The sequence below is a fragment of the Mycobacterium sp. genome, assembly GCF_049683355.1.
In the GTDB taxonomy this organism is placed as follows: domain Bacteria; phylum Actinomycetota; class Actinomycetes; order Mycobacteriales; family Mycobacteriaceae; genus Mycobacterium.
In genome coordinates this window covers 1-18,885 of sequence record NZ_JBAUJB010000303.1, presented here as the reverse complement: position 1 = coordinate 18,885, position 18,885 = coordinate 1, and the positions used below count along the sequence as shown (strand labels likewise).

Below are 18,885 nucleotides of genomic sequence, written 5' to 3'. Positions count from 1 at the left end.
GGCACTCGGCCGGCCACACGCCATCGATAGAACTTGGCCCGTCGTCAGCCGAAGCGGCCCGAGATGTAGTCCTCGGTGCGCTTGTCCGACGGGTTCGAGAAGATCTTCTCGGTGTCGTCGAACTCGACGAGTTCACCGAAACGCACGCCGTCACCCTCGTCCACCGCGGCCGTGAAGAACGCGGTCCGATCGCTGACACGCGCAGCCTGCTGCATGTTGTGGGTGACGATCAGGATCGTGTACTTTTCCGCGAGCTCACGCATCAGATCCTCGATCTTGCTCGTCGCGATCGGATCGAGGGCGGAACACGGCTCGTCCATCAGGATCACCTCAGGGCGGGTGGCGATCGTCCGAGCGATACACAACCGCTGTTGCTGCCCGCCGGACATGGCCAGCGCGCTCTCCTTGAGCTTGTCCTTGACTTCGTCCCAGAGCGCTGCGCCCTTGAGCGCCCCCTCAACGATCTCGTCCATGTCGCCCTTCATCCCGTTGACCCGCGGACCGTAGGCGATGTTGTCGTAGATGGACTTGGGGAACGGGTTTGGCTTCTGGAACACCATGCCGACGCGGCGACGCACCTCGATCGGATCGACGTTCTTGCCGTACAGGTCGATTCCGTGGTATTTCACCTCGCCTTCCACTCGGGCGGAGGCCACCAGGTCGTTCATCCGATTGAAGCACCGGAGCACCGTGCTCTTGCCGCACCCGGACGGGCCGATCAGGGCGGTGATGTCACCGTTGGCGATATCGAGGTTCACGTTGCGCACCGCTTTGTGCGAGCCGTACCAGACATTCATGTCCCTGACGGTGAAGACCATCCCGCCGACGGCGGCGCGCTCCCGCGGGGGTCGCTTGTCCACCTGAAAGGTGTTCTTCTCGACCGTCGTTTCCGGGGTGACTTCTTGGTCGGTCATCTGTCCGCTTCCGGTGGTGGTAGCTGCTGGTCCCTGATTCATGGTGTCAGAACTTCCGTTCGTAGTGATTGCGCAGCCAGATCGCAAAGGAGTTCATTGCCAGCAACACTGCGAGCATCACGATCACGCCGGCCGCCGCCAGGATATGGAAATCCTCCTGCGGCCGCTGAATGTAGTTGTAGATCAGCACCGGCATCGCGGTGTACCCACCCTGGAACAACTGCGGGTTGAACGTGACGAACGTTGTCGCTCCGACCAGTAGCAGGGGCGCCGCCTCGCCGATCGCCCGTGCCACCGCGAGGATGACCCCGGTGGTGATGCCGGGAATGGCGGTCTGGAGCACCTGCTTACGCACCGTCTGCCACTGAGTGGCACCCAAGCCCAGCGAAGCTTCGCGAATTGACGAAGGCACCGCCTTGATGGCCTCGCGAGCCGTGATGATCACCGTGGGAAGCACCAGCATGGCCAGCGTGAGCGAACCCGCTGCTGCGACAAAACCCATGCTGAGCGGCCCCCGCACGATGAACGCCATGCCGAGGATGCCGAATACGATGGACGGCACGCCGGCCAGGTTCTGGATGTTCAGTTCGATCATCCGGTTGAACCACTTCGTCTTGTCAGCGTATTCCTCGAGGTACACCGCCGCCGCGACACCGACCGGCACGATAAGAACCATCACGCCGAGGATGATGTAAATGGTGCCCAGGATCGCCGGTCGGTAACCGGCGGTGTCGACATTGATCGTCGACGGGCCGTTGAGGAAGAGGTTCAGGTCGAGCCGCGGCCAACCTTTGATCGCGGCCCACAGGATCATGCCGAGCAGCATGGTGACGGCGGTCACGATGGCGAGCAGCATCAGGGCCAGGAAAATCTGGTTCTTGACCTTGCCCATCGGAGATTTGCTCTTCAGCGAACCCTCCACCACCGCACGCGCCCCGGCAGCAGCCAGTCGTGTCCGTTCGGTGCGTGGCACGGTCTTCTCAGTAGTCACTACTCGTATTCCTCCCGGAAGCGGCGGACCATGCGGATCGCGAACATGTTCATGGCCAGTGTCATGACGAACAGCAGCGCACCCACGGCGAAGATCGACTCGTAGACAATGCTGCCGGTGGAGATGTCGCCGGTGGCGGTGGACCCGATGAACGCGGTCATCGTCTGCACCGATCCGGTGAAGGTGAAGCCTAATAGCGGTGTCTGGCCGGCCACGATCAACACAACCATGGTTTCGCCGATCGCACGCGAGGTGGCGAGCACAATCGCGGCGATGATGCCGGAGATCGCACCCGGGAAGATGACCCGAAGCGAGACCTGCATCTTGTTGGCGCCCAACCCGTATGCGCCTTCGCGGAGACCGGCCGGTACGGACCGCATCGCGTCATCGGATACTGACGTGATCAGCGGCACGATCATGATCCCGACCATGATGCCGGCGACACCGACCGAGAACGCCTGCCACTGCAGAAACGGCAGGAGATCCTCGAGGAACGGTCGCATGAAAAGCAAGCCGAACATGCCGATCGCCACGGTCGGAATGCCTTCCAGGACTTCCAGGACCGGCTTCACCACCTTGCGCACCCCTGTCGACGCGTACTCGGACAGGTAGATCGCGGCGAGTAGGCCGATCGGAACGCCGATCAGCAGGGCCCAGAACACAACGGTCAACGTGCCGACGACGATTGGCAGCACACCGAAAGACGGAATGGCGAACGCTGGCCGCCACGACGTGCCGGTGAAGAACTCGGTGATCGAGACGTGGCTGAAGAAGCTGAGGGTCGGGAAAAGGAGGGCCACGACGATCGCCGTGGTGATCGCGACTGACAGGGCCGCGCAGAATGCGAACGCGGCCTTGATGGCCTTCTCCCCATTGCGGGGGCTGGACGCCGCCAGCGACACCTCACTCGGAGGTGCGCTGGCGGCGTCGTCCTTGATCGTCACGTGAAATTCGCTGCTTCCGTGGTCACTTGGCCTCGAGCTCGGCGATCTTGGCGCGTGCCTCTTCCTTCTGCTCGTTGGTGAGCGGAATGTAGGAGGCCGCCTCGGCCGCCGCATCGGAGTTCTCGATGTAGAAGTTCATGAACTCGAGAACCTCGGGCCGGTTCAACGACTGGTCCTTGGCGTAGACGTACAGTTCGCGGCCCAGCGGGGTGTACTCGCCGGCCTGCACGTTCTCCAGGGTCGGCGCCACACAGCCCTGTCCGTTGTCGATCTCGACCGCTTTGACCGCGTCGCCGACCTGCTCGGTGAACGAGTACGGAATGAAGCCGACGCCGCCGACTGCACCGGAGACGCCGGTCACCGCCGCGTTGTCGTCCTCACCGATGTCGGTGTAGTTCTCGCGGATCTTGCCCTCTTCACCGTTGATCGCTTCGGTGAAGTAGTCGAACGTCCCCGAGTCGACACCCGGCCCGAACGGCTGCATCGGGGTGCCGGCGAACTCCGCGGGGATATCGAGGCCCTCGACATCGCCCCAGGTGTTGACGGTCGAACCGCGGTCCCAGATCTGCCGGACCTGATCGACCGTCATGCAGGTCACCGGGTTCTCCGGATTGACGACCACCGACAGCGCGTCGTTGGCCACCGTGACGCTGTCGAAGGAGATTCCGGCTGCCTCACACCGTGCGGCCTCGTCCTCTTTGATCGGGCGGGACGCGTCGCTCAGATCGGTTTCGCCGTTGCAGAACTTCTCGAAGCCGCCGCCGGTGCCCGACGTGCCGACCGTCACCTGCACACCGGGGTGCTCCTGCTGGAAGAGCTCCGCGATCGTCTCCGAGAGTGGCGCAACCGTGCTCGAGCCGTCGACGCGGATGTTGCCCGACAGGGAGCCCTCGCCGCCTTCGCCGCCGCCTGCACTGTCACCGCTCCCGCCGCAGCCCGCGACAAAGACGGAAGCCGTCGCGGCCAGTACGGCCGCTGGTAGCCAGTTGCGCATTGTTCTCCGATCACTGTTGATGCGGGCGCGCACCTGCGAGCCCGGTGTCGTACTGAGTACTCGCAAAACGTAGGAAAGACACGCGTCCATCCGGGACACGGAAGGTGAACGGAAGGTGAACGACGCAGACATATGTTGCTCAGGTGGGGCTGCCTAGCTCTTGACGGCAACCCCGAGCTCGGCAAGAAGGCCCTGGACCCGGCGTTCGATCTCGTCCCGAATGGGGCGCACGCTGTCCACGGACAAGTCGGCCGGGTCATCGAGAAGCCAATCTTCATAACGACGTCCCGGAATGATGGGGCAAGCATCTCCGCATCCCATGGTGATGATCACATCGGCGGCCCGGACGATCTCATCGGTCCACGGTTTCGGATACTCGCCGGCGATGTCGATTCCGATCTCTGCCATCGCTTGCACCGCCGCCGGGTTCACCTCGTGGCCCGGCTCCGATCCGCCTGACCATGCCACCGCCTCCTCGCCGGCGAGGTGAGTGAAGAACCCCATGGCCATCTGCGAACGTCCCGCGTTGTGGGTGCAGAGGAACAGGACGACCGGCTTGCCGTCGTCCTGCTTGCCCTCCACCTTGGCCAGCGCCCGCAGGCGTTGCCGCGCAAAACGTTCCGCCAACAGCGGCAGGTAATTCGGGACGGTGGCCCTACTGGCGAATTGATCGTAGGACGAGGCCAGGAACCGCTCGAGGGTCTCGACGCCGAACATCGTGCCGAACTCTGTCTGCAGCCGGCTAGCCGCGGTTCTCAGGCCGAGCTGCTGGTCGATGCTCAAGTCGTGGCGAATGGGCTGGACGGTGTTCTCGATCATTGATCTGCTCCGTTGCTAGGTGGGCCTACCATGGAAACGAGCCGGTCGATGCGCTGGGTGAGCACGTCGATCGTGTGGTCGAATACGTGTGGCTCAGGTGTCCGGGTCGGGTCGGGAATCGACCAATGGATGCGGGGCAGGTCCGTGGGCAACTCCTCGTGAGCGTTGTCACAGACCGCGATGATGAGGTCGCCTGGCTCCCGGACATCGTCGAGGTGTTGCGGCGCTCTTGCGTGCAGCGGCAACCCACCCCGCCGGGCCGCCGCGGACGCGGCGTGGGTACCTGCCGAGGTTGCAACCAGGGGTCTGCGGTGTCGGTGCCATACGGCTGCGGCCAACTGGCTGCGCGGTGAGTTCTGCGTACACACGAAGACCACCCGGCGCGCGTTGTGGACCGGAGACGGCTCCAGTGCTTCGTGTGCTATCGACAGATAGGTGCGGCGACGATCGCCCTCCGACCGAGACCGGCGCACAACCCCGCCGTCTCGAGCACTCCCAGGTGGTGAGCAAGGAGGTTGGAGGGCATCCCCAGCAGGACTCGCAGCTCCGATGGTGATGTGTCACTCAGCAGCAGACGGTCGACGATGGCGAGCCGGCCCGGATCGGCGAGCGCGGCATGGACGGAGGCCTGCCGATGAGTCTCACCTGGAGCTAGCGGGCATTCAATTCGCCGTCTGCGGCGGGCAGTTCACCGGTGACCTGGAAGATCATCCGGCGAGCCACTTCGACCGCATGATCGGCGAAGCGTTCGTAATACCGGCCCAGCAGTGTGATATCCACCGCAGCCGCGACGCCATGCTTCCACTCACGGTCCATCAACACAGTGAACAGGTGGCGGTGCAGATCATCCATCGCGTCGTCTTCTTCGCGGATCCGGGCGGCCTTCTCCGGATCGCGGGTGAGCAGCACCTCCTGCGCGCCGTGACCGAGTTCGACTGCGATCCGACCCATTTCGGAGAAGTAGCCGTTGACCTCCTCGGGTAGCGCATGCTGGGGGTGGCGACGACGTGCGATCTTGGCCACGTGCAGTGCCAGCGCCCCCATCCGGTCGACATCGGCGACGATCTGGATCGAGCTGACCACGGACCGCAGGTCACCGGCCACCGGAGCTTGCAGCGCGAGAAGAATGAATGCGCTCTCTTCCGCGCGCGCGTTCCATTCTGCAATCATCTCGTGATCGGTGATGACCTGCTCGGCCAGCGCAAGATCCGCCTGGAGTAGGGACTGGGTGGCCCGCTCCATCGCCACCCCCGCCATCCCGCACATCTCGCCGAGTTGGCTGCTGAGGGCATCAAGCTGTTCGTGGTACGCGGTTCGCATGGCGCAAGCCTACGGGCTGACCTGCCCGATCGTCACGAACCGGCCGGTGAACGAAAGGTGAATGCCACCTGCCCGAACGGCGCTACTCGCAGGTGGTGTCCGCGGCGTTGGTGACCGACAGGTCCTCAGGGAGTTCTGAGGTCGTCTCGCCGGTGCCGCGGACGACGTGAACCTGGACCGACGATCCGCTGGGCGCGGGGGCGTCCACCGACTGGAAGTCGCTGCCGAGAACCACCTGGACCACATCGGCCATCCCGGTGACACGCTCGATGGTCGGGTTGGCGAACGACGAGGCGACGGTCGCGGCGGCTTCTTCGTTGCCCGAGGAGAAGAACACTGTCGTCTGAGACAGCGGGCCCGGGTAGTCGTCGGGCGTGGTGACGTTGAAGCCGTGCACCTGCAACGCGTCGGCGGCCGTGGCTGCGAGCCCGCTTTCCGCCGTCGCGTTCGAGACCTGCACCGTGACGGCCTCGGGGTCGGTGGCCACGGCGGTCACGAACTCACCCTCGCCGGAGGGGTCACCGGTGTGCGGGACAGCCTCACCCGCCGCCGAGTTGATCAGCGACTCCGGCGTGCCGGGCACCGGTGTGTTGTCGGCGTTGCGCTCCTCGGGAAGCGGATCGTCGTTGATGATCGCGCTGAACAGGGCGCGCATGTCATCGGTACGGGGCACCTCGTTGCCCCACTCGTCGGCATAGCCGACGGTGGGCACGGTGACGAACGTGATGCGGCCCGCGGAGACGCCCTGCACGGACTGGCCGAGATCGACGAGGTCTTTGGTGTCCAGGTTGTCGACGTAGCTGTCGCCGATGAACATGTTGACGACGTTGTTGAGTTTCGAGAGCGAGAAGAACGTCTCCTTCGAGATCAGCGAACGCAGCAGCGACGACAGGAACAGCTGCTGTCGCTTGATCCGTCCGTAGTCGCCGTTGTTCTCGGTGGTCACCTGGCGCGCGCGAACGTAGTTCAGTGCGGTGTGGCCGTCGACCATCTGGCGGCCGGCGACGGGCAGTACCGTGCCGAGTTCGTAGTCCTCCAACGGCGCGGTGCTGCACACCTCGACCCCGCCGAGGGCGTCGACCATCTTGGAGAATCCGGCGAAATCGACTGCCATGAAACGGTTCACGTGCAGACCCGACATCTTCTGGATCACCTTGACCAGACACTTGGGTCCCCCGACGGCGAACGCCGAGTTCAGCTTGTACTCGGTGTAGACCGTCTCCATGCCGTACATCGGCGATTCTTCGTCGGTGATCGGGCCGTACTCGCGGGTCTGGGGATCCCACGGCTCGCATTCCATCGGGTCGATCTCGAGGTCCCGCGGGAACGACACGGCCACAACACGTTCCCGGTTGGCGGGGATGTTGACCAGCATGATGGTGTCCGACCGGGAGCCGGCCGCGTCCTCGGTGGTTCCGGCGCCCATCTCGAGGTTTTCACCGAACCGACTGTCGACACCGACGATGAGGAAGTTCTCGTCGCCGAACTGCGCATTGGGGTCGACGATGTCGCGGGAGTCCGGGTCCAGTGCCGAGACCCGGTTGAGCGAGTTGTTCTTCGACGACTGCCACTGCCAGGCGCCGCCGGTCAGCACCAGCGCGAGCGCCGCGACCAGCGCCGCCGCGACCCGCCCCACGAGCACTGCGCGGTGGTGGTCGGGTTTCGGGGGATCGCGGCGAACCGGAACGCGCGGTCCGGTCAGGTCCGGGAGTTCGGACGTGGGCAGCACCGTGACGGGCAGCACGGTGGTGTCGAAATCGTCCAGCTCGGGATACGGCTCGGCGTCGGGCACCGGTTCCGCGCGGTGCCGCTTCGGCTCCGACACCGGGGCGCCACCGTTGATCTTGGCAATCAGGTCGGCGACGGTGACGGGTTCGGGCGGGGGGCCCTCGTCGAGCCGGCGGGACTCGGTTGCCCGTTCCCACGGCGCGCCGCCTGGCGTCGGCCGTCGCGATCGGGTAAGCCGGTCAGCATCGGTTGTGTCGCCGGTCCTGTCGCCGCCGCCGGGGAGGGGACGGCCAGGAGTGGCGTTACCGCCGTCACTCATGTTCGTACCGGCCTTCCAGCTCCCTACGGCTCCCCACGGCGTTCGGGCGTCGTCGCGCACCGCCGCCCAGGCGAGGACTGCCTGCTATCTGTCTAGAGCACTTACCCCGGCTCCGCCACCGAGCAGAGTAGTCGGAGTCCCATCGTACTGAGACAACCTGAGAGACAGCTAGTCAAACTAAGGTGTCAGTCCTGTCTCGATCTGTCCAGCTCAGCCGCCTGAGTTCATCACATCGGCCCCGGCGGGGACCATGCAGTCGTCGGGGTCGTCGAGCCAGCCTTCGGGTAGCGTCACCGACGCCGGCGAGCCCTGGCGCCCGCGCGGACCGCCGGCCGCGGGCGGAAACGGTACCTCCGGGTCCAGCTGCTCCAGCAGGTCATCGAGCTCTGAAATCGTCTTGACCAGCGCCAATGACCGCCGAAGGTCGGCTCCTGCGGGGAATCCGTGCAGGTACCACGCCACGTGCTTGCGGATGTCCCGCATTCCCTTGTCCTCTCCGAAATGTGCAACAAGGAGCTCGCCGTGCCGACGGATGATCTGCGCGACCTCGCCGAGCGTGGGCGGGGTCGCCGGGGACGTTCCGGTGAAAGCTGCCGAGAGCTCGGCGAACAACCATGGCCGTCCCAGGCAGCCGCGGCCGATCACCACACCGTCGCAACCCGTCGCGGCCATCATTGCCAGGGCGTCTCGGGCGTCGAAGATATCACCGTTTCCCAGCACCGGAACATCGGTGACGTGGGCCTTCAACGCGGCGATCTGTGTCCAGTCGGCGGTGCCGGAGTAGCGCTGCGCTGCGGTGCGGGCGTGGAGGGCAATCGCCGCCGCTCCCTCCTGGGCCGCGATCGCCCCGGCGTCGAGATGGGTGTGATGGTCGTCGTCGATGCCGATCCGGAACTTCACGGTGACCGGAATGTCGGTGCCCTCGGTCGCTTTGACGGCGGCTGCGACTATCTGGCCGAACAGCCGCCGCTTGAACGGCAGTGCGGCGCCGCCGCCGCGGCGGGTGACCTTCGGCACGGGGCAGCCGAAGTTCATGTCGATGTGGTCGGCCAGCCCCTCGTCAGCGATCATCTTCGCCGCCGCGAAGGTGTTCTCCGGGTCGACGGTGTAGAGCTGCAGTGACCGCGGCGACTCGTCGGGCTCGAACGTGGTCATGTGCATCGTGACCGGGTGCCGTTCGGCCAGGGCGCGGGCGGTCACCATTTCGCAGACGTACAGTCCGCTCACTGTGCCGGCGCGAGCCAGCTCCAGCTCACGGCACAACGTCCGGAAAGCGACGTTGGTCACCCCGGCCATCGGGGCGAGGACGACCGGGCTACGCAGCGCGATCGGCCCGATCTTCACCTCGGGGGTAGGAGCGGAGCGACTCGGGGGACGCTGAAGCGCGGATCGGGCCGGCCGGTGGTCGGTGGTGGCGGTCAACTGCCTGTCGAGGTTCCGACCAGCTGAGCTTTCGCGGCCTTCTTCTCGGCCATCTGAGCCAGCCGCTCCTCGCGACGCTGCTTGGCGATCTCGAACTTGTCGACCGACTCCTGCAGCTCGTCGACGAGGAGGCCGAGGTCGTCGCGCATCCGGGCGCTCTCGCCGTTGAAGTCCTCGCGCTCGAAGATCCGCCACTTCTTGAGCACCGGCATCACGATGTCGTCGAGGTGGATCCGCGGGTCGTAGACACCGCCGGAGGCGATGGTGACGGCCCGGCGACGGAAGTCGGGGATCGTGTAACCGGGCATCTTGAAGTTCCGCAGCACCTTGTGCAGCGACTTCATCGCCTGGTTGGGGGCGATCTCAAAGCCGGCCTCGGTCACGTCACGGTAGAAGATCATGTGCAGGTTCTCGTCGGCTGAGACCCGCTGCAACAACTGGTCGGCGATGGGCTCCTCACACGCTCTACCGGTGTTGCGGTGCGAGACGCGGGTGGCGAGCTCCTGGAACGTCACGTAGATCACCGAGTCGAACAGGCTGTCGGCGAACAGGTCGGCCTCGATCTGATCGTTCTGGCCGGGGCTGAAACCGCGGGCCATCTGCTCGATGCGCAGCTGCTCGAGTTCGACGGGGTCGACTGCACGGGTGACCACCAGGTAGTCGCGCAGCGCGATGCCGTGCCGGTTCTCCTCGGCGGTCCAGCGGTTGACCCAGAAACCCCACGGGCCGTCCATGCCGAAGTTCATCGCGATCTCGCGGTGATAGGACGGCAGGTTGTCCTCGGTGAGCAGGTTCACCAGCATCGCGACGCGGGCGACCTCGGAGAGCTGGGTCTGCTCGGGGTCCCAGTCCTGGCCACCGAGCGCGTAGTAGTTATTGCCATCGGACCACGGGATGTAGTCGTGGGGGTTCCAGTCCTTACGCATCCGCATGTGGCGGTTGACGTTCTGCTCGACGACTGGCTCGAGTTCGGTCAACAGCTGCAGGTCGGTCAGGTCTTTCGACACGACACCTCCCAGTTATCTGTACCTGATGGTTGCACTCAATATATCTGTGTAAACGGGTGACATTCAAGCCACCACGCCACGGCTCACACCCAGGTCGGCGGGCTGTTCAGGTCGCAGCCCTGCTGAGCAGTAGCTCAACACAGTGGTCGATGAACTGTTCGCGCGTCGCGGCCAACCTGTCGTCGAGGTAAGCCGTGAACAATGCACTGAGTGCCCCGATCAGGCCGGTGGCAACCATCGCCTGGACGGTGGGATCGGTGATGCGGGTCAGCTTCTGCTGCAGAAGATCGATGAAGTTGGGCATCCACTCCGCGCCCGAACGTGCCAGCACCGGTTCCACTTCCGGCGCGAGCAGCAGCACCCGCCCTCGGGCCGGATCGTCGACCATCAGCGCAACGAACTGCTCGACGGCGTCGCGGGGGCTGTCCGCTTTCAGCAGCGTGGCCATCGCGGTGTTGCACACGTCGTCGTAGACCGCACCCACGTACTCGTCGCGGTCGGTGAAGCTCTCGTAGAAGTAGCGTTCGGTCAGCCCGGCGGCGCGACATGCGGCGCGCACGGTCAGCCTCGGCCCGCCCGGACTGCCTAGCAGGCCGATGCCCGCGGTGATCAGTGCGCCGCGGCGAAGAACCTGGCGGTCCTGCAGGGGAACGCCTGACCATCGGCCGCGTCGTTGACCGGACGCCACATCACTCCTAAACTCTGCTGACAACGATTGTAGTCAAAATACTGTGGCGACGTGACACGTTCAGGGAAAGGTCACCAGTGACTCAAGATACGTCCGAGGTGTGCCCGGTGACCAGCGCATCCGATCCCGCGGCCGCGCCGATGGCAGCGGGCTGTCCGGCCGCCCCGGGAGGTTACGACGCGCCACCGTTTCCGCTCGGCCCGGACACGCTGACATGGAAGTACTTCGGTCAGTGGACCGGGATGCTGCAGGGCCCGTGGGCGGGGTCGATGCAGAACATGCATCCGCAACTCGGCGCTGCGGTGCAGCAGCACTCGATCTTCTTCCTGGAGCGGATGCCGCGGCTGTTCAGGTCGGTTTACCCGATCGGCGGCGTGGTGTTCGACGGGGACCGCGCGCCGAGGACCGGAGCGGAGGTCCGTGACTATCACATCGGGATCAAGGGCGTCGACGACCAGGGCCGCCGATACAGCGCGCTGAACCCCGAGGTCTTCTACTGGGCCCACGCGACGTTCTTCAAGTCGACGCTGCTGGCCGCGGAATGGCTCGGCGGCGGCCTGACCGAGGCGCAGAAACGGCAACTGTTCGACGAGCACGTCGCCTGGTACCGGATGTACGGGATGAGCATGCGGCCGGTCCCGAAGACCTGGGAGGACTTCCAGCAGTACTGGGATCACATGTGCCACGACGTCCTGGAGAACAACTGGGCTGCCCGGGCGGTGCTGGACCTGTCCACCATGCCGAAGCACCCATCGCTGGAATGGATGCCCGACTGGCTGTGGCGGCTGAATGTGCAAGGGATGCAACATTTCTTCAACTTCACCACCGTCGGGCTGTTCGATCCTGCGGTGCGGGAGCTGATGGGCTACAGCTGGTCTCCCCGCCAGGAGCGGCTGCACCGACTTTTCGGTCAGGCCGTGTATGTGGGCACCAGGCTGCTGCCCAAGCGGATGCTGATGCATCCCCGGAAGCGGTCGGCATGGGACCGTGCGCACGGCCGGTTGCCCGCAGATGCGCCGCTGGTGGAGACTCCTGCGCGCAATCTGCCACCGGTGGAGTACCGGGACAACCCGCACTACTACAGCCCGAAGGTCTGACTCCCGGTCTGTTCCACGGGAATCGTTGAGGCTGCGCTGGCGGCGGGCGCTACTCGCACTTCGCCGCCCTGGCTGCAGTCTTGATGCACGTGGGGCCGGTCAGGTTTGTTTCGGCGCCACAGTGGCTAGCTACAAGCCATGCAGGTCATGCAGGCGCCGGAGGTTCTTGGCGGGCGCTATGAACTGCGGGGCGTCATCGGTCGCGGTGGCATGGCCGAGGTTCGCGACGCCTGGGACATCAGGCTGAGTCGGCCGGTGGCCGTCAAACTGCTTTATCCGTCGGCGAGCACCCAGCCCGACACCAAGCGCCGGTTCGCGACCGAAGCACGCGCTGCGGCCCGGCTCAACCACCCGCACGTGGTGGCCGTGCACGACTCCGGCGTTCACCACGGCAGGCACTACATCGTGCTCGAGCGACTGCCCGGGCAGAGCCTGGCCGATGTGCTGGCCCGCGGCGGTCCGTTGCCCACCCAGCAGGTGCGCGCGATCCTGCGGGACGTGCTGTCGGCCCTCGGCGCCGCCCATGCCCGCGGAGTGCTGCACCGCGACATCAAGCCGGCCAACATTCTGTTCACCCCGTCGGGCGGGGTGAAGATCGCCGACTTCGGTGTCGCGAAGAGCGCCGATACGCCGCAGACCCTGACCAACCGGATCTTCGGGACGATGGCCTATCTGCCCGCCGACCGGATCGCCGGCCGCCCGGCGGTGGCCAGTGACGATCTGTACGCACTCGGCGTCGTCGCCTACGAGGCGCTGACGGCCTGGCGGGCCTTCCCGCAGACGAATCTGTGCGCGCTGGCGGACGCGATCTCAGCAGGGCAGGTGACGCCGCTGAGGGTCTTGCGCCCGGACGTCGACCCGGCTCTGGCGCTGACCATCGAGCGGTCGATGGCCCGCGATCCACGGTGGCGCTTCGGCACCGCCGAGCAGATGCGGGCCTGCCTGGACCCACCGGCGCCGCAGCCGCGAAGGGCCGGCGGATGGCTTGCCGGAGCAACAATTTTTGCCGTGCTCTTGATCGCCGGGTTGCTGATCGCCGTGTAACCCTGAACAGCTGATCTGACCTGCAGATATACCGCGGCTCTCCGACCGGTACCGGTCGGGTAACGATCGGCGCGCCATATTCATTTTTTTCTGTCCCGTGCTGTACTTTCCGCCGATTCCACGTATGTTGCAGTGCGTGGGCCGGCACTCCCTAGCCAACGAACGGCGCCACCCGTCTGTGTTCTTGGCCTCCGTGCTCGCTCCGGCCGCGCTGTTTTTTGTCGTCAAGGGTGACGCGAGTCAGCTCACCCGGCCCGCCACCACCACCCCCGTCGCCGAGCAGGCTCCGGAGATCGTCGAGGAGCCGGCGCCGCCGTGCTGCGTCGAGATCGTCGCCTCGCCCGTCACCGGGCCGGAGGCAGCCAGAACGATCGTCCAGGCGAGCGCGCCCAACCCGCCGGACTCGGTGGTGACTGCGGCGTCGAGATGGCGGGTCGTCAGCCCCACCCTGCCCGCGGGGATCGCGCCGGAGCGCGGCCTGCAGGTCAGGACGATCCTGACCGCTCGCAGCATCAGCGCGGTGTTCTCGGAGATCAAGCACATCGGTGGGCATCGCCAGGACGCGTTGCAATGGCATCCCAACGGGTTGGCGATCGACGTGATGATCCCGAACCCCAACTCCGCGGCGGGCATCGCACTCGGTAACGCGATCGTCTCCTACGTCTTCCAGAACGCCGGGCGGTTCGGCATCCAGGACGCGATCTGGCGGGGCGTGTACTACACGCCGGGCGGTGCGCGGCCCGGCGGCTACGGCCACTACGACCACGTCCACATCACCACGACCGGTGGCGGCTACCCGTCCGGCGACGAGCTCTACTTCCGCTGACGTGCGGCGTCGTTCCTGGTGCCCCCAGCAGGGCTCGAACCTGCGACCTGCGGATTAAAAGTCCGTAGCTCTACCAACTGAGCTATAGGGGCGTATCGGTGGATGTGAAACCGGCACTGCAAAGGATAGCGGCGGGCTGCTCGTTTGAGGATTTGGGTGTCGGTACCCTAAGCTATCGAAGCTCCCAACGACATGTTGTTGTGAGTACCCCGAAGAGATTCGGCCGGCCCCCTTCGTCTAGCGGCCTAGGACGCCGCCCTTTCAAGGCGGTAGCGCGGGTTCGAATCCCGTAGGGGGTACACGCGGCGACCGTTCCGACGGAAGCTGCACGAGTAAGGCCCTGTGGCGCAGTTGGTTAGCGCGCCGCCCTGTCACGGCGGAGGTCGCGGGTTCGAGTCCCGTCAGGGTCGCCATTACGGCGAGGCGCTTCGATCGACGAAGTGGTCGGGCCGTCCGGCCAGGTAGCTCAGTTGGTACGAGCGTCCGCCTGAAAAGCGGAAGGTCGCCGGTTCGATCCCGGCCCTGGCCACCATGATCAACTCGGGTATCCGCGCAGCCGCGTTCTGCGTCGCCGCCGCTCTCGCCATGCTGGTCGCCCCCGCCGCCGCTCTCGCCATGCTGGTCGCCCCCGCCGCTGCTCACGGCCAACCCGAGAACCCGCTGATTCCGCTGGTGGACGCCGCGGCGCAACGACTCGAGGTCGCCGAACCGGTGGCCGCATCCAAACTGTTGACCGGCGGGCTCATCGAGGACCCCGCCCGCGAACAGCAGGTCCTCGATGCCGTGGCCGCCGACGCGACCGACCGCCAGATCGATCCGGCGTACGTGACGTCGGCCTTCCGTGACCAGATCGATGCGACCGTGGCCATCGAGTACACCCGACTCGCGCAATGGAAGTTCGATCCCGCGTCGGCACCCGTGCAGGCTCCCGACCTGGCGACCTCGCGCGCCACCATCGACGGGCTCAACCGGACGATGGTCACCGAGATGGCAGACGAGTGGACGGTGCTGCACTCGCCGACGTGTCCGGCCGATCTCGACGCGGCGAAAGCGGTGGTGACCGAGACCCGGTCGCTGGATCCGCTCTACCGGCAGGCCGTCGACTTCGCCACCCGCCACTACTGCCGCTGAGCGTGAAATCATGTCGGTGACATGAAACCCGCGGACACGACCGGCATCGGCGGCGACGTTGGCAGAAGCGATTTCCGGCAGCGGCTGCTCGATGCGCTGGAGGCCTCGATCGCCGAGGTCGGCTACGCCAAGACGACGGTGGCCGACGTCGTCCGCCGGGCGAGGACCTCCCGGCGCACGTTCTACGAGCACTTCGGCAGCAGGGAAGCCTGTTTCGTCGCGTTGCTGTCCGATGCCAACGTCGATCAGGTCAGACAGATCTCGGACGCGGTCGACCCCAGCGCGCCCTGGCAGAAGCAGGTGCGCCAGGCCATCGAGGCGTGGATCTCCTCGGGGGAGGAGCGGTCGGCGCTGATGCTGAGCTGGATACGCGACGTGCCGGCGCTGGGCGCCGCGGCGCGGGGTCTGCAGCGCGACGCGATGGAGAGCTTCATCGACATGGTCGGCGCTCTGGGCGACACCGACGAGTTCCGGGCGGCGGGCGTGGGCCCGGTATCGCGCCGGCGGATCATCATGCTGCTCGGCGGCCTGCGGGAACTGACGGCGATCACCGTGGAGGAAGGCGGCCGGATGGGCGACGTCACCGACGAAGCGGTCGACGCGTCGATCTCCCTGCTGAGCCCCAACCGCTCCTGATCCCGCACCGGGAGCGGTACTTTACGGGCATGGTCCGCCCTGCCCAGACTGCGCGCAGCGAGCGCACCCGGGAAGCGCTCAGGCGGGCGGCGGTGGTGAGATTCCTGGCCCAGGGAGTCGAGGACACCTCGGCCGAACAGATCGCCGCCGACGCCGGGGTCTCGCTGCGGACCTTCTACCGCCACTTCGCGTCCAAGCATGATCTGTTGTTCGCCGACTACGACGCCGGACTGCACTGGTTCCGCGCGGCATTGGCAGCGCGCTCACCGGACGAGTCGATCATCGAGTCGGTGCAATCGGCGATCATGGCGTCGCCGTACGACGACTGGGCCGTCACCAAGATCGCCTCGATGCGCGCCCAGGAGCTGGATCCGGGCCGGATCGTGCGCCACCTGCGGCAGGTCGAGGCGGATTTCGCCGAGGCCGTCGAGGCGCACGTGGCCGGCGCCGACCCACCCGCGCCGGGGACGGACGAGCGGATGCGGGTCACCGTCACCGCACGGTGCATCGCGGCCGCGGTGTTCGGAGCGATGGAGGTGTGGATGCTCGGCGAGGACCGTTCGCTACCCGAGTTGGACCGGTTGTGCCGACATGCGCTGCACCTGCTGCGGACGGGTATCGACGACCGGATCTGACCGCCGGAACGGTATTCCAGCAGGCGCCTAGTCGGAATTTTGCGCCTGAAATACAGTTCCGGCGGGGAAAAGTTTCGTCAATATTGACAAAACCTGAGATTCCGTGTCAGCCTCGGGCGATGACGGACTTCGATGCCATCGTCGTGGGCGCCGGGCACAACGGGCTCACCGCCGCTGCCCTGATGCAGCAGGCGGGGCTGCGGACCCTGTGTCTGGACGCCAAGCTCTACCCGGGCGGAATGGCCTCCACCGTCGAGCTCTTCGACGGCTTCCGGTTCGAGATCGCCGGCTCGGTGCAGGTGCCGACGTCCGCGGTCGTCCAGCGCGGCGCTCGGGTTGGACGAGCTGCCCACGGTCGACCTCGAGGTGATGTCGGTGCAGTTGCGCGGTGTCGGCGACGACCCCGTCATCTACTACACCGACCCGATGAAGCTGCTGACACACCTCAACGAGGTGCACGGCGCCGAAGCCGTCAACGGTATGGCAGGCCTGATGGCCTGGTGCCAGGCTCCGACGAGGGCGCTCGGCCGGTTCGACGCGGCACAGCCGCCGAAAACCCTGGACGAGATGTATGCCTGTGCGACAAACGAATTCGAACGGCAGGCGATCAACGACATCCTGTTCGGCTCGGTCAGCGACGTACTCGACCGGTACCTCCCGGACCGGGAGAAGCACGGCGCGCTGCGCGGAATGCTGGCCTTCCTGGCCGTCAACACCACCTACCGGGGTCCCGCCACCCCGGGCAGCGCAGCCGCACTGGCCTTCGGACTGGCGGTGCCCGACGAGAACGCCACGCTGATCAAGAAGTTCCGTGGCGGCATGGGGGCGGTGACCGAACACCTGCTGCAAATGTCCACCGCCGCAGGCGGTCAGCTACGCCTGCGCAGCAAGGTCGACGAGATCCTGGTCAGCGACGGGCGTGTCTGCGGCGTCCGGCTGGACGACGGTGAGCGCTGCGGTGGTCGTCTCCGCTGTCGCACCGGATCTCACCGTCAACGGCCTGGTCGACCCCGCCGCGATGCCGGCCGCCATCCGGGAACGGTTCTCGCACATCGATCATCGGGGAAGCTACCTGCAGATGCACTTCGCGCTGGACGGACCGCCGACGTTCGCCGAGCCCTACGAGGTGCTCAACGATCCCGACTGCCAGTCGGCCATTGGGATATTCAGCACGCCCGAAGAGTTGCAGCGGCAGTGGGAGGATTCGGGGCGCGGGATCGTTCCCGCCGACCCCGCGATCGCACTGCAGATACCGTCGGCCAACGATCCCGGCCTGGCGCCGCCCGGCAAGCACGCGGCCTCGGCGTTCTCGCTGTGGTTCCCGATCGAGCAGAGCGAATCGAGCTACGGGGACATGAAGGCCGAGATGGGTCGCCGGGTGATCGAGAAGATCACCCGGCTGGCACCGGACTTCGAGAGCCTGATCACGCGCCACACCACATTCACCCCCAAACACATGGGCACGATGTTCGGTGCCCGGGGTGGCGACTACTGCCACGGCCTGATTCGTCCCGAGCAGATGGGCCCCAACCGTCCCGGGGCGAAAGGGTATGTGGACCAACCGATTCACTCGACGGACTGTACCTGGCCAGCGCGGGATGTCATGGCGGCCCCGGTATCACGTTCATTCCCGGCTACAACCCCGCCCAACAGGTACTCGCAGACCGCGGTTGACGATCAGGTCGCCGGCCCGCCGGGGGTGGCACCACCTTCGTCGGACCAGTCGGCCCCCTCCTGCGCCCCTTTCGACGGATCGCTGAGCACATCATTGTCGGCTTCGTCCGAGCCGGCGTCGGATTCGGTGGTCTTCGGCTTGTCTTTCGTCACCAGGCAGTACTACCCGCTGCACTGCCGGTTGACTCAGCCCCGCGCCCGCAGTCGCCCCAATTCGTTCCTGACGGCCTCCTGCGTGGTCTATCGTTCGCGCCATGGCAACCAAGGACTCCCGCGAAGTCGTGATCGAAGCAACTCCCGAGCAGATCCTCGACGTGATCGCCGACGTCGAAGCGACACCGAGCTGGTCGCCGCAGTACCAGAAGGCGGAGATCCTGGAGAGCTACGACAACGGCAGGCCCAAGCGGGTCAAGATGACGGTCAAGGCGGCCGGCCTGACCGACGAGCAGGTCATCGAATACACCTGGGGGGACAGTGAGGTCAGCTGGACGCTGGTCTCCGCCGGCCAGCTCAAGGCCCAGGACGCCGGCTACACGCTGACCCCTGAGGGCGACAAGACCCGGGTGCGTTTCGACATCGCGATCGATCTGTCGGTGCCGATGCCCGGCTTCATCCTCAAGCGCACGATGAAGGGCGGCGTCGAGACCGCCACCGAGGGTCTGCGCAAGCAGGTGCTCAAGGTCATCAAGGGGTGAG

At 65.9% G+C, this 18,885-nt stretch carries 19 protein-coding genes, 4 tRNA genes and 1 pseudogene; 11 read left to right on the top strand and 13 right to left on the bottom strand.

The features are described from left to right. Positions 1-44: 44 nt before the first annotated feature. The 11 genes from pstB to WA944_RS17535 form a co-directional block, all read right to left on the bottom strand. A complete protein-coding gene (pstB, locus tag WA944_RS17585) occupies positions 45-818 on the bottom strand; it encodes a phosphate ABC transporter ATP-binding protein PstB (protein WP_526370148.1) in 774 nt (257 codons plus the stop codon). Between the two features lie 142 nt (positions 819-960). Beyond that, entirely contained in the window at positions 961-1,905 is a 945-nt protein-coding gene (gene pstA, locus WA944_RS17580; protein ID WP_526370114.1) for a phosphate ABC transporter permease PstA, read from the bottom strand. Next, a complete protein-coding gene (gene pstC, locus WA944_RS17575) occupies positions 1,905-2,849 on the bottom strand; it encodes a phosphate ABC transporter permease subunit PstC (protein WP_526370116.1) in 945 nt (314 codons plus the stop codon). The genes pstA and pstC overlap by 1 nt, the downstream gene beginning before the upstream one ends. 22 nt (positions 2,850-2,871) lie before the next feature. Further along, positions 2,872-3,843 carry a phosphate ABC transporter substrate-binding protein PstS family protein gene (locus WA944_RS17570; protein ID WP_526370118.1) on the bottom strand — a complete coding sequence of 324 codons (972 nt, stop codon included), beginning with the start codon at positions 3,841-3,843 and terminating at the stop codon, positions 2,872-2,874. A 153-nt stretch (positions 3,844-3,996) separates the two neighbouring features. After that, complete coding sequence (locus tag WA944_RS17565) at positions 3,997-4,662, bottom strand: arsenate reductase ArsC (protein ID WP_526370120.1); 666 nt, start codon at positions 4,660-4,662, stop codon at positions 3,997-3,999. Then, on the bottom strand, positions 4,659-5,030 hold the full coding sequence (locus tag WA944_RS17560) for an arsenate-mycothiol transferase ArsC (protein WP_526647188.1): 372 nt from the start codon (positions 5,028-5,030) through the stop codon (positions 4,659-4,661). Before WA944_RS17560 ends, WA944_RS17565 begins: the two co-directional genes overlap by 4 nt. A 283-nt stretch (positions 5,031-5,313) precedes the next feature. Beyond that, positions 5,314-5,982 (bottom strand): phosphate signaling complex protein PhoU, encoded by a 669-nt coding sequence (gene phoU / locus WA944_RS17555; RefSeq protein ID WP_526370124.1) that lies wholly within the window; start codon positions 5,980-5,982, stop codon positions 5,314-5,316. An 82-nt stretch (positions 5,983-6,064) separates the two neighbouring features. Beyond that, positions 6,065-8,029, bottom strand: a complete 1,965-nt coding sequence (locus WA944_RS17550) for an LCP family protein (protein WP_526370126.1) — start codon at positions 8,027-8,029, stop codon at positions 6,065-6,067. Between the two features lie 210 nt (positions 8,030-8,239). Further along, a complete protein-coding gene (dusB, locus tag WA944_RS17545) occupies positions 8,240-9,373 on the bottom strand; it encodes a tRNA dihydrouridine synthase DusB (protein ID WP_526370128.1) in 1,134 nt (377 codons plus the stop codon). Positions 9,374-9,447: 74 nt separating this feature from the next. Then, a complete protein-coding gene (locus WA944_RS17540; protein ID WP_526370130.1) occupies positions 9,448-10,458 on the bottom strand; it encodes an acyl-ACP desaturase in 1,011 nt (336 codons plus the stop codon). 106 nt (positions 10,459-10,564) lie between these two features. Beyond that, a complete protein-coding gene (locus tag WA944_RS17535) occupies positions 10,565-11,146 on the bottom strand; it encodes a TetR/AcrR family transcriptional regulator (RefSeq protein WP_526370132.1) in 582 nt (193 codons plus the stop codon). 77 nt (positions 11,147-11,223) lie between these two features. Here WA944_RS17535 and WA944_RS17530 point away from each other — a divergent pair, with 77 nt between their 5' ends. From WA944_RS17530 to WA944_RS17520, 3 genes are all read left to right on the top strand, one after another. Beyond that, the gene (locus tag WA944_RS17530; RefSeq protein WP_526370134.1) at positions 11,224-12,243 is read left to right on the top strand and encodes an oxygenase MpaB family protein; all 1,020 of its coding nucleotides are present in this window, start codon (positions 11,224-11,226) and stop codon (positions 12,241-12,243) included. A 138-nt stretch (positions 12,244-12,381) separates the two neighbouring features. After that, the gene (locus WA944_RS17525) at positions 12,382-13,287 is read left to right on the top strand and encodes a serine/threonine-protein kinase (RefSeq protein ID WP_526370136.1); all 906 of its coding nucleotides are present in this window, start codon (positions 12,382-12,384) and stop codon (positions 13,285-13,287) included. A gap of 136 nt (positions 13,288-13,423) precedes the next feature. After that, complete coding sequence (locus WA944_RS17520; RefSeq protein ID WP_526370138.1) at positions 13,424-14,113, top strand: VldE C-terminal domain-containing protein; 690 nt, start codon at positions 13,424-13,426, stop codon at positions 14,111-14,113. Between the two features lie 16 nt (positions 14,114-14,129). Here the strand turns inward: WA944_RS17520 and WA944_RS17515 are convergent. Then, positions 14,130-14,205 (bottom strand) — tRNA-Lys (locus WA944_RS17515). 134 nt (positions 14,206-14,339) lie between these two features. Here WA944_RS17515 and WA944_RS17510 point away from each other — a divergent pair. The 7 genes and pseudogenes from WA944_RS17510 to WA944_RS17480 all read left to right on the top strand — a co-directional run bounded on the left by WA944_RS17510 (position 14,340) and on the right by WA944_RS17480 (position 18,189). Continuing rightward, positions 14,340-14,412 (top strand) — tRNA-Glu (locus WA944_RS17510). A 37-nt stretch (positions 14,413-14,449) separates the two neighbouring features. Continuing rightward, a tRNA-Asp gene (locus WA944_RS17505) sits at positions 14,450-14,526 on the top strand. A 42-nt stretch (positions 14,527-14,568) separates the two neighbouring features. Next, a tRNA-Phe gene (locus WA944_RS17500) sits at positions 14,569-14,645 on the top strand. A 53-nt stretch (positions 14,646-14,698) separates the two neighbouring features. Then, positions 14,699-15,244 carry a chorismate mutase gene (locus tag WA944_RS17495; protein ID WP_526368344.1) on the top strand — a complete coding sequence of 182 codons (546 nt, stop codon included), beginning with the start codon at positions 14,699-14,701 and terminating at the stop codon, positions 15,242-15,244. Positions 15,245-15,265: 21 nt separating this feature from the next. After that, a complete protein-coding gene (locus tag WA944_RS17490; RefSeq protein ID WP_526368342.1) occupies positions 15,266-15,880 on the top strand; it encodes a TetR/AcrR family transcriptional regulator in 615 nt (204 codons plus the stop codon). 29 nt (positions 15,881-15,909) lie between these two features. Further along, positions 15,910-16,515, top strand: coding sequence for a TetR/AcrR family transcriptional regulator (locus WA944_RS17485; RefSeq protein WP_526368340.1), 606 nt, complete (start codon positions 15,910-15,912; stop codon positions 16,513-16,515). Between the two features lie 119 nt (positions 16,516-16,634). Further along, a pseudogene (locus WA944_RS17480) lies at positions 16,635-18,189 on the top strand (phytoene desaturase family protein). 3 nt (positions 18,190-18,192) lie between these two features. Here the strand turns inward: WA944_RS17480 and WA944_RS17475 are convergent. Further along, positions 18,193-18,342: a hypothetical protein gene (locus WA944_RS17475; protein WP_526609503.1), complete on the bottom strand. Its 150-nt coding sequence runs from the start codon at positions 18,340-18,342 to the stop codon at positions 18,193-18,195. Between the two features lie 101 nt (positions 18,343-18,443). On the opposite strand from WA944_RS17475, the gene WA944_RS17470 reads away from it, so the two are divergent. Beyond that, positions 18,444-18,884 (top strand): SRPBCC family protein, encoded by a 441-nt coding sequence (locus WA944_RS17470; RefSeq protein WP_526609504.1) that lies wholly within the window; start codon positions 18,444-18,446, stop codon positions 18,882-18,884. Position 18,885 lies beyond the last annotated feature (1 nt).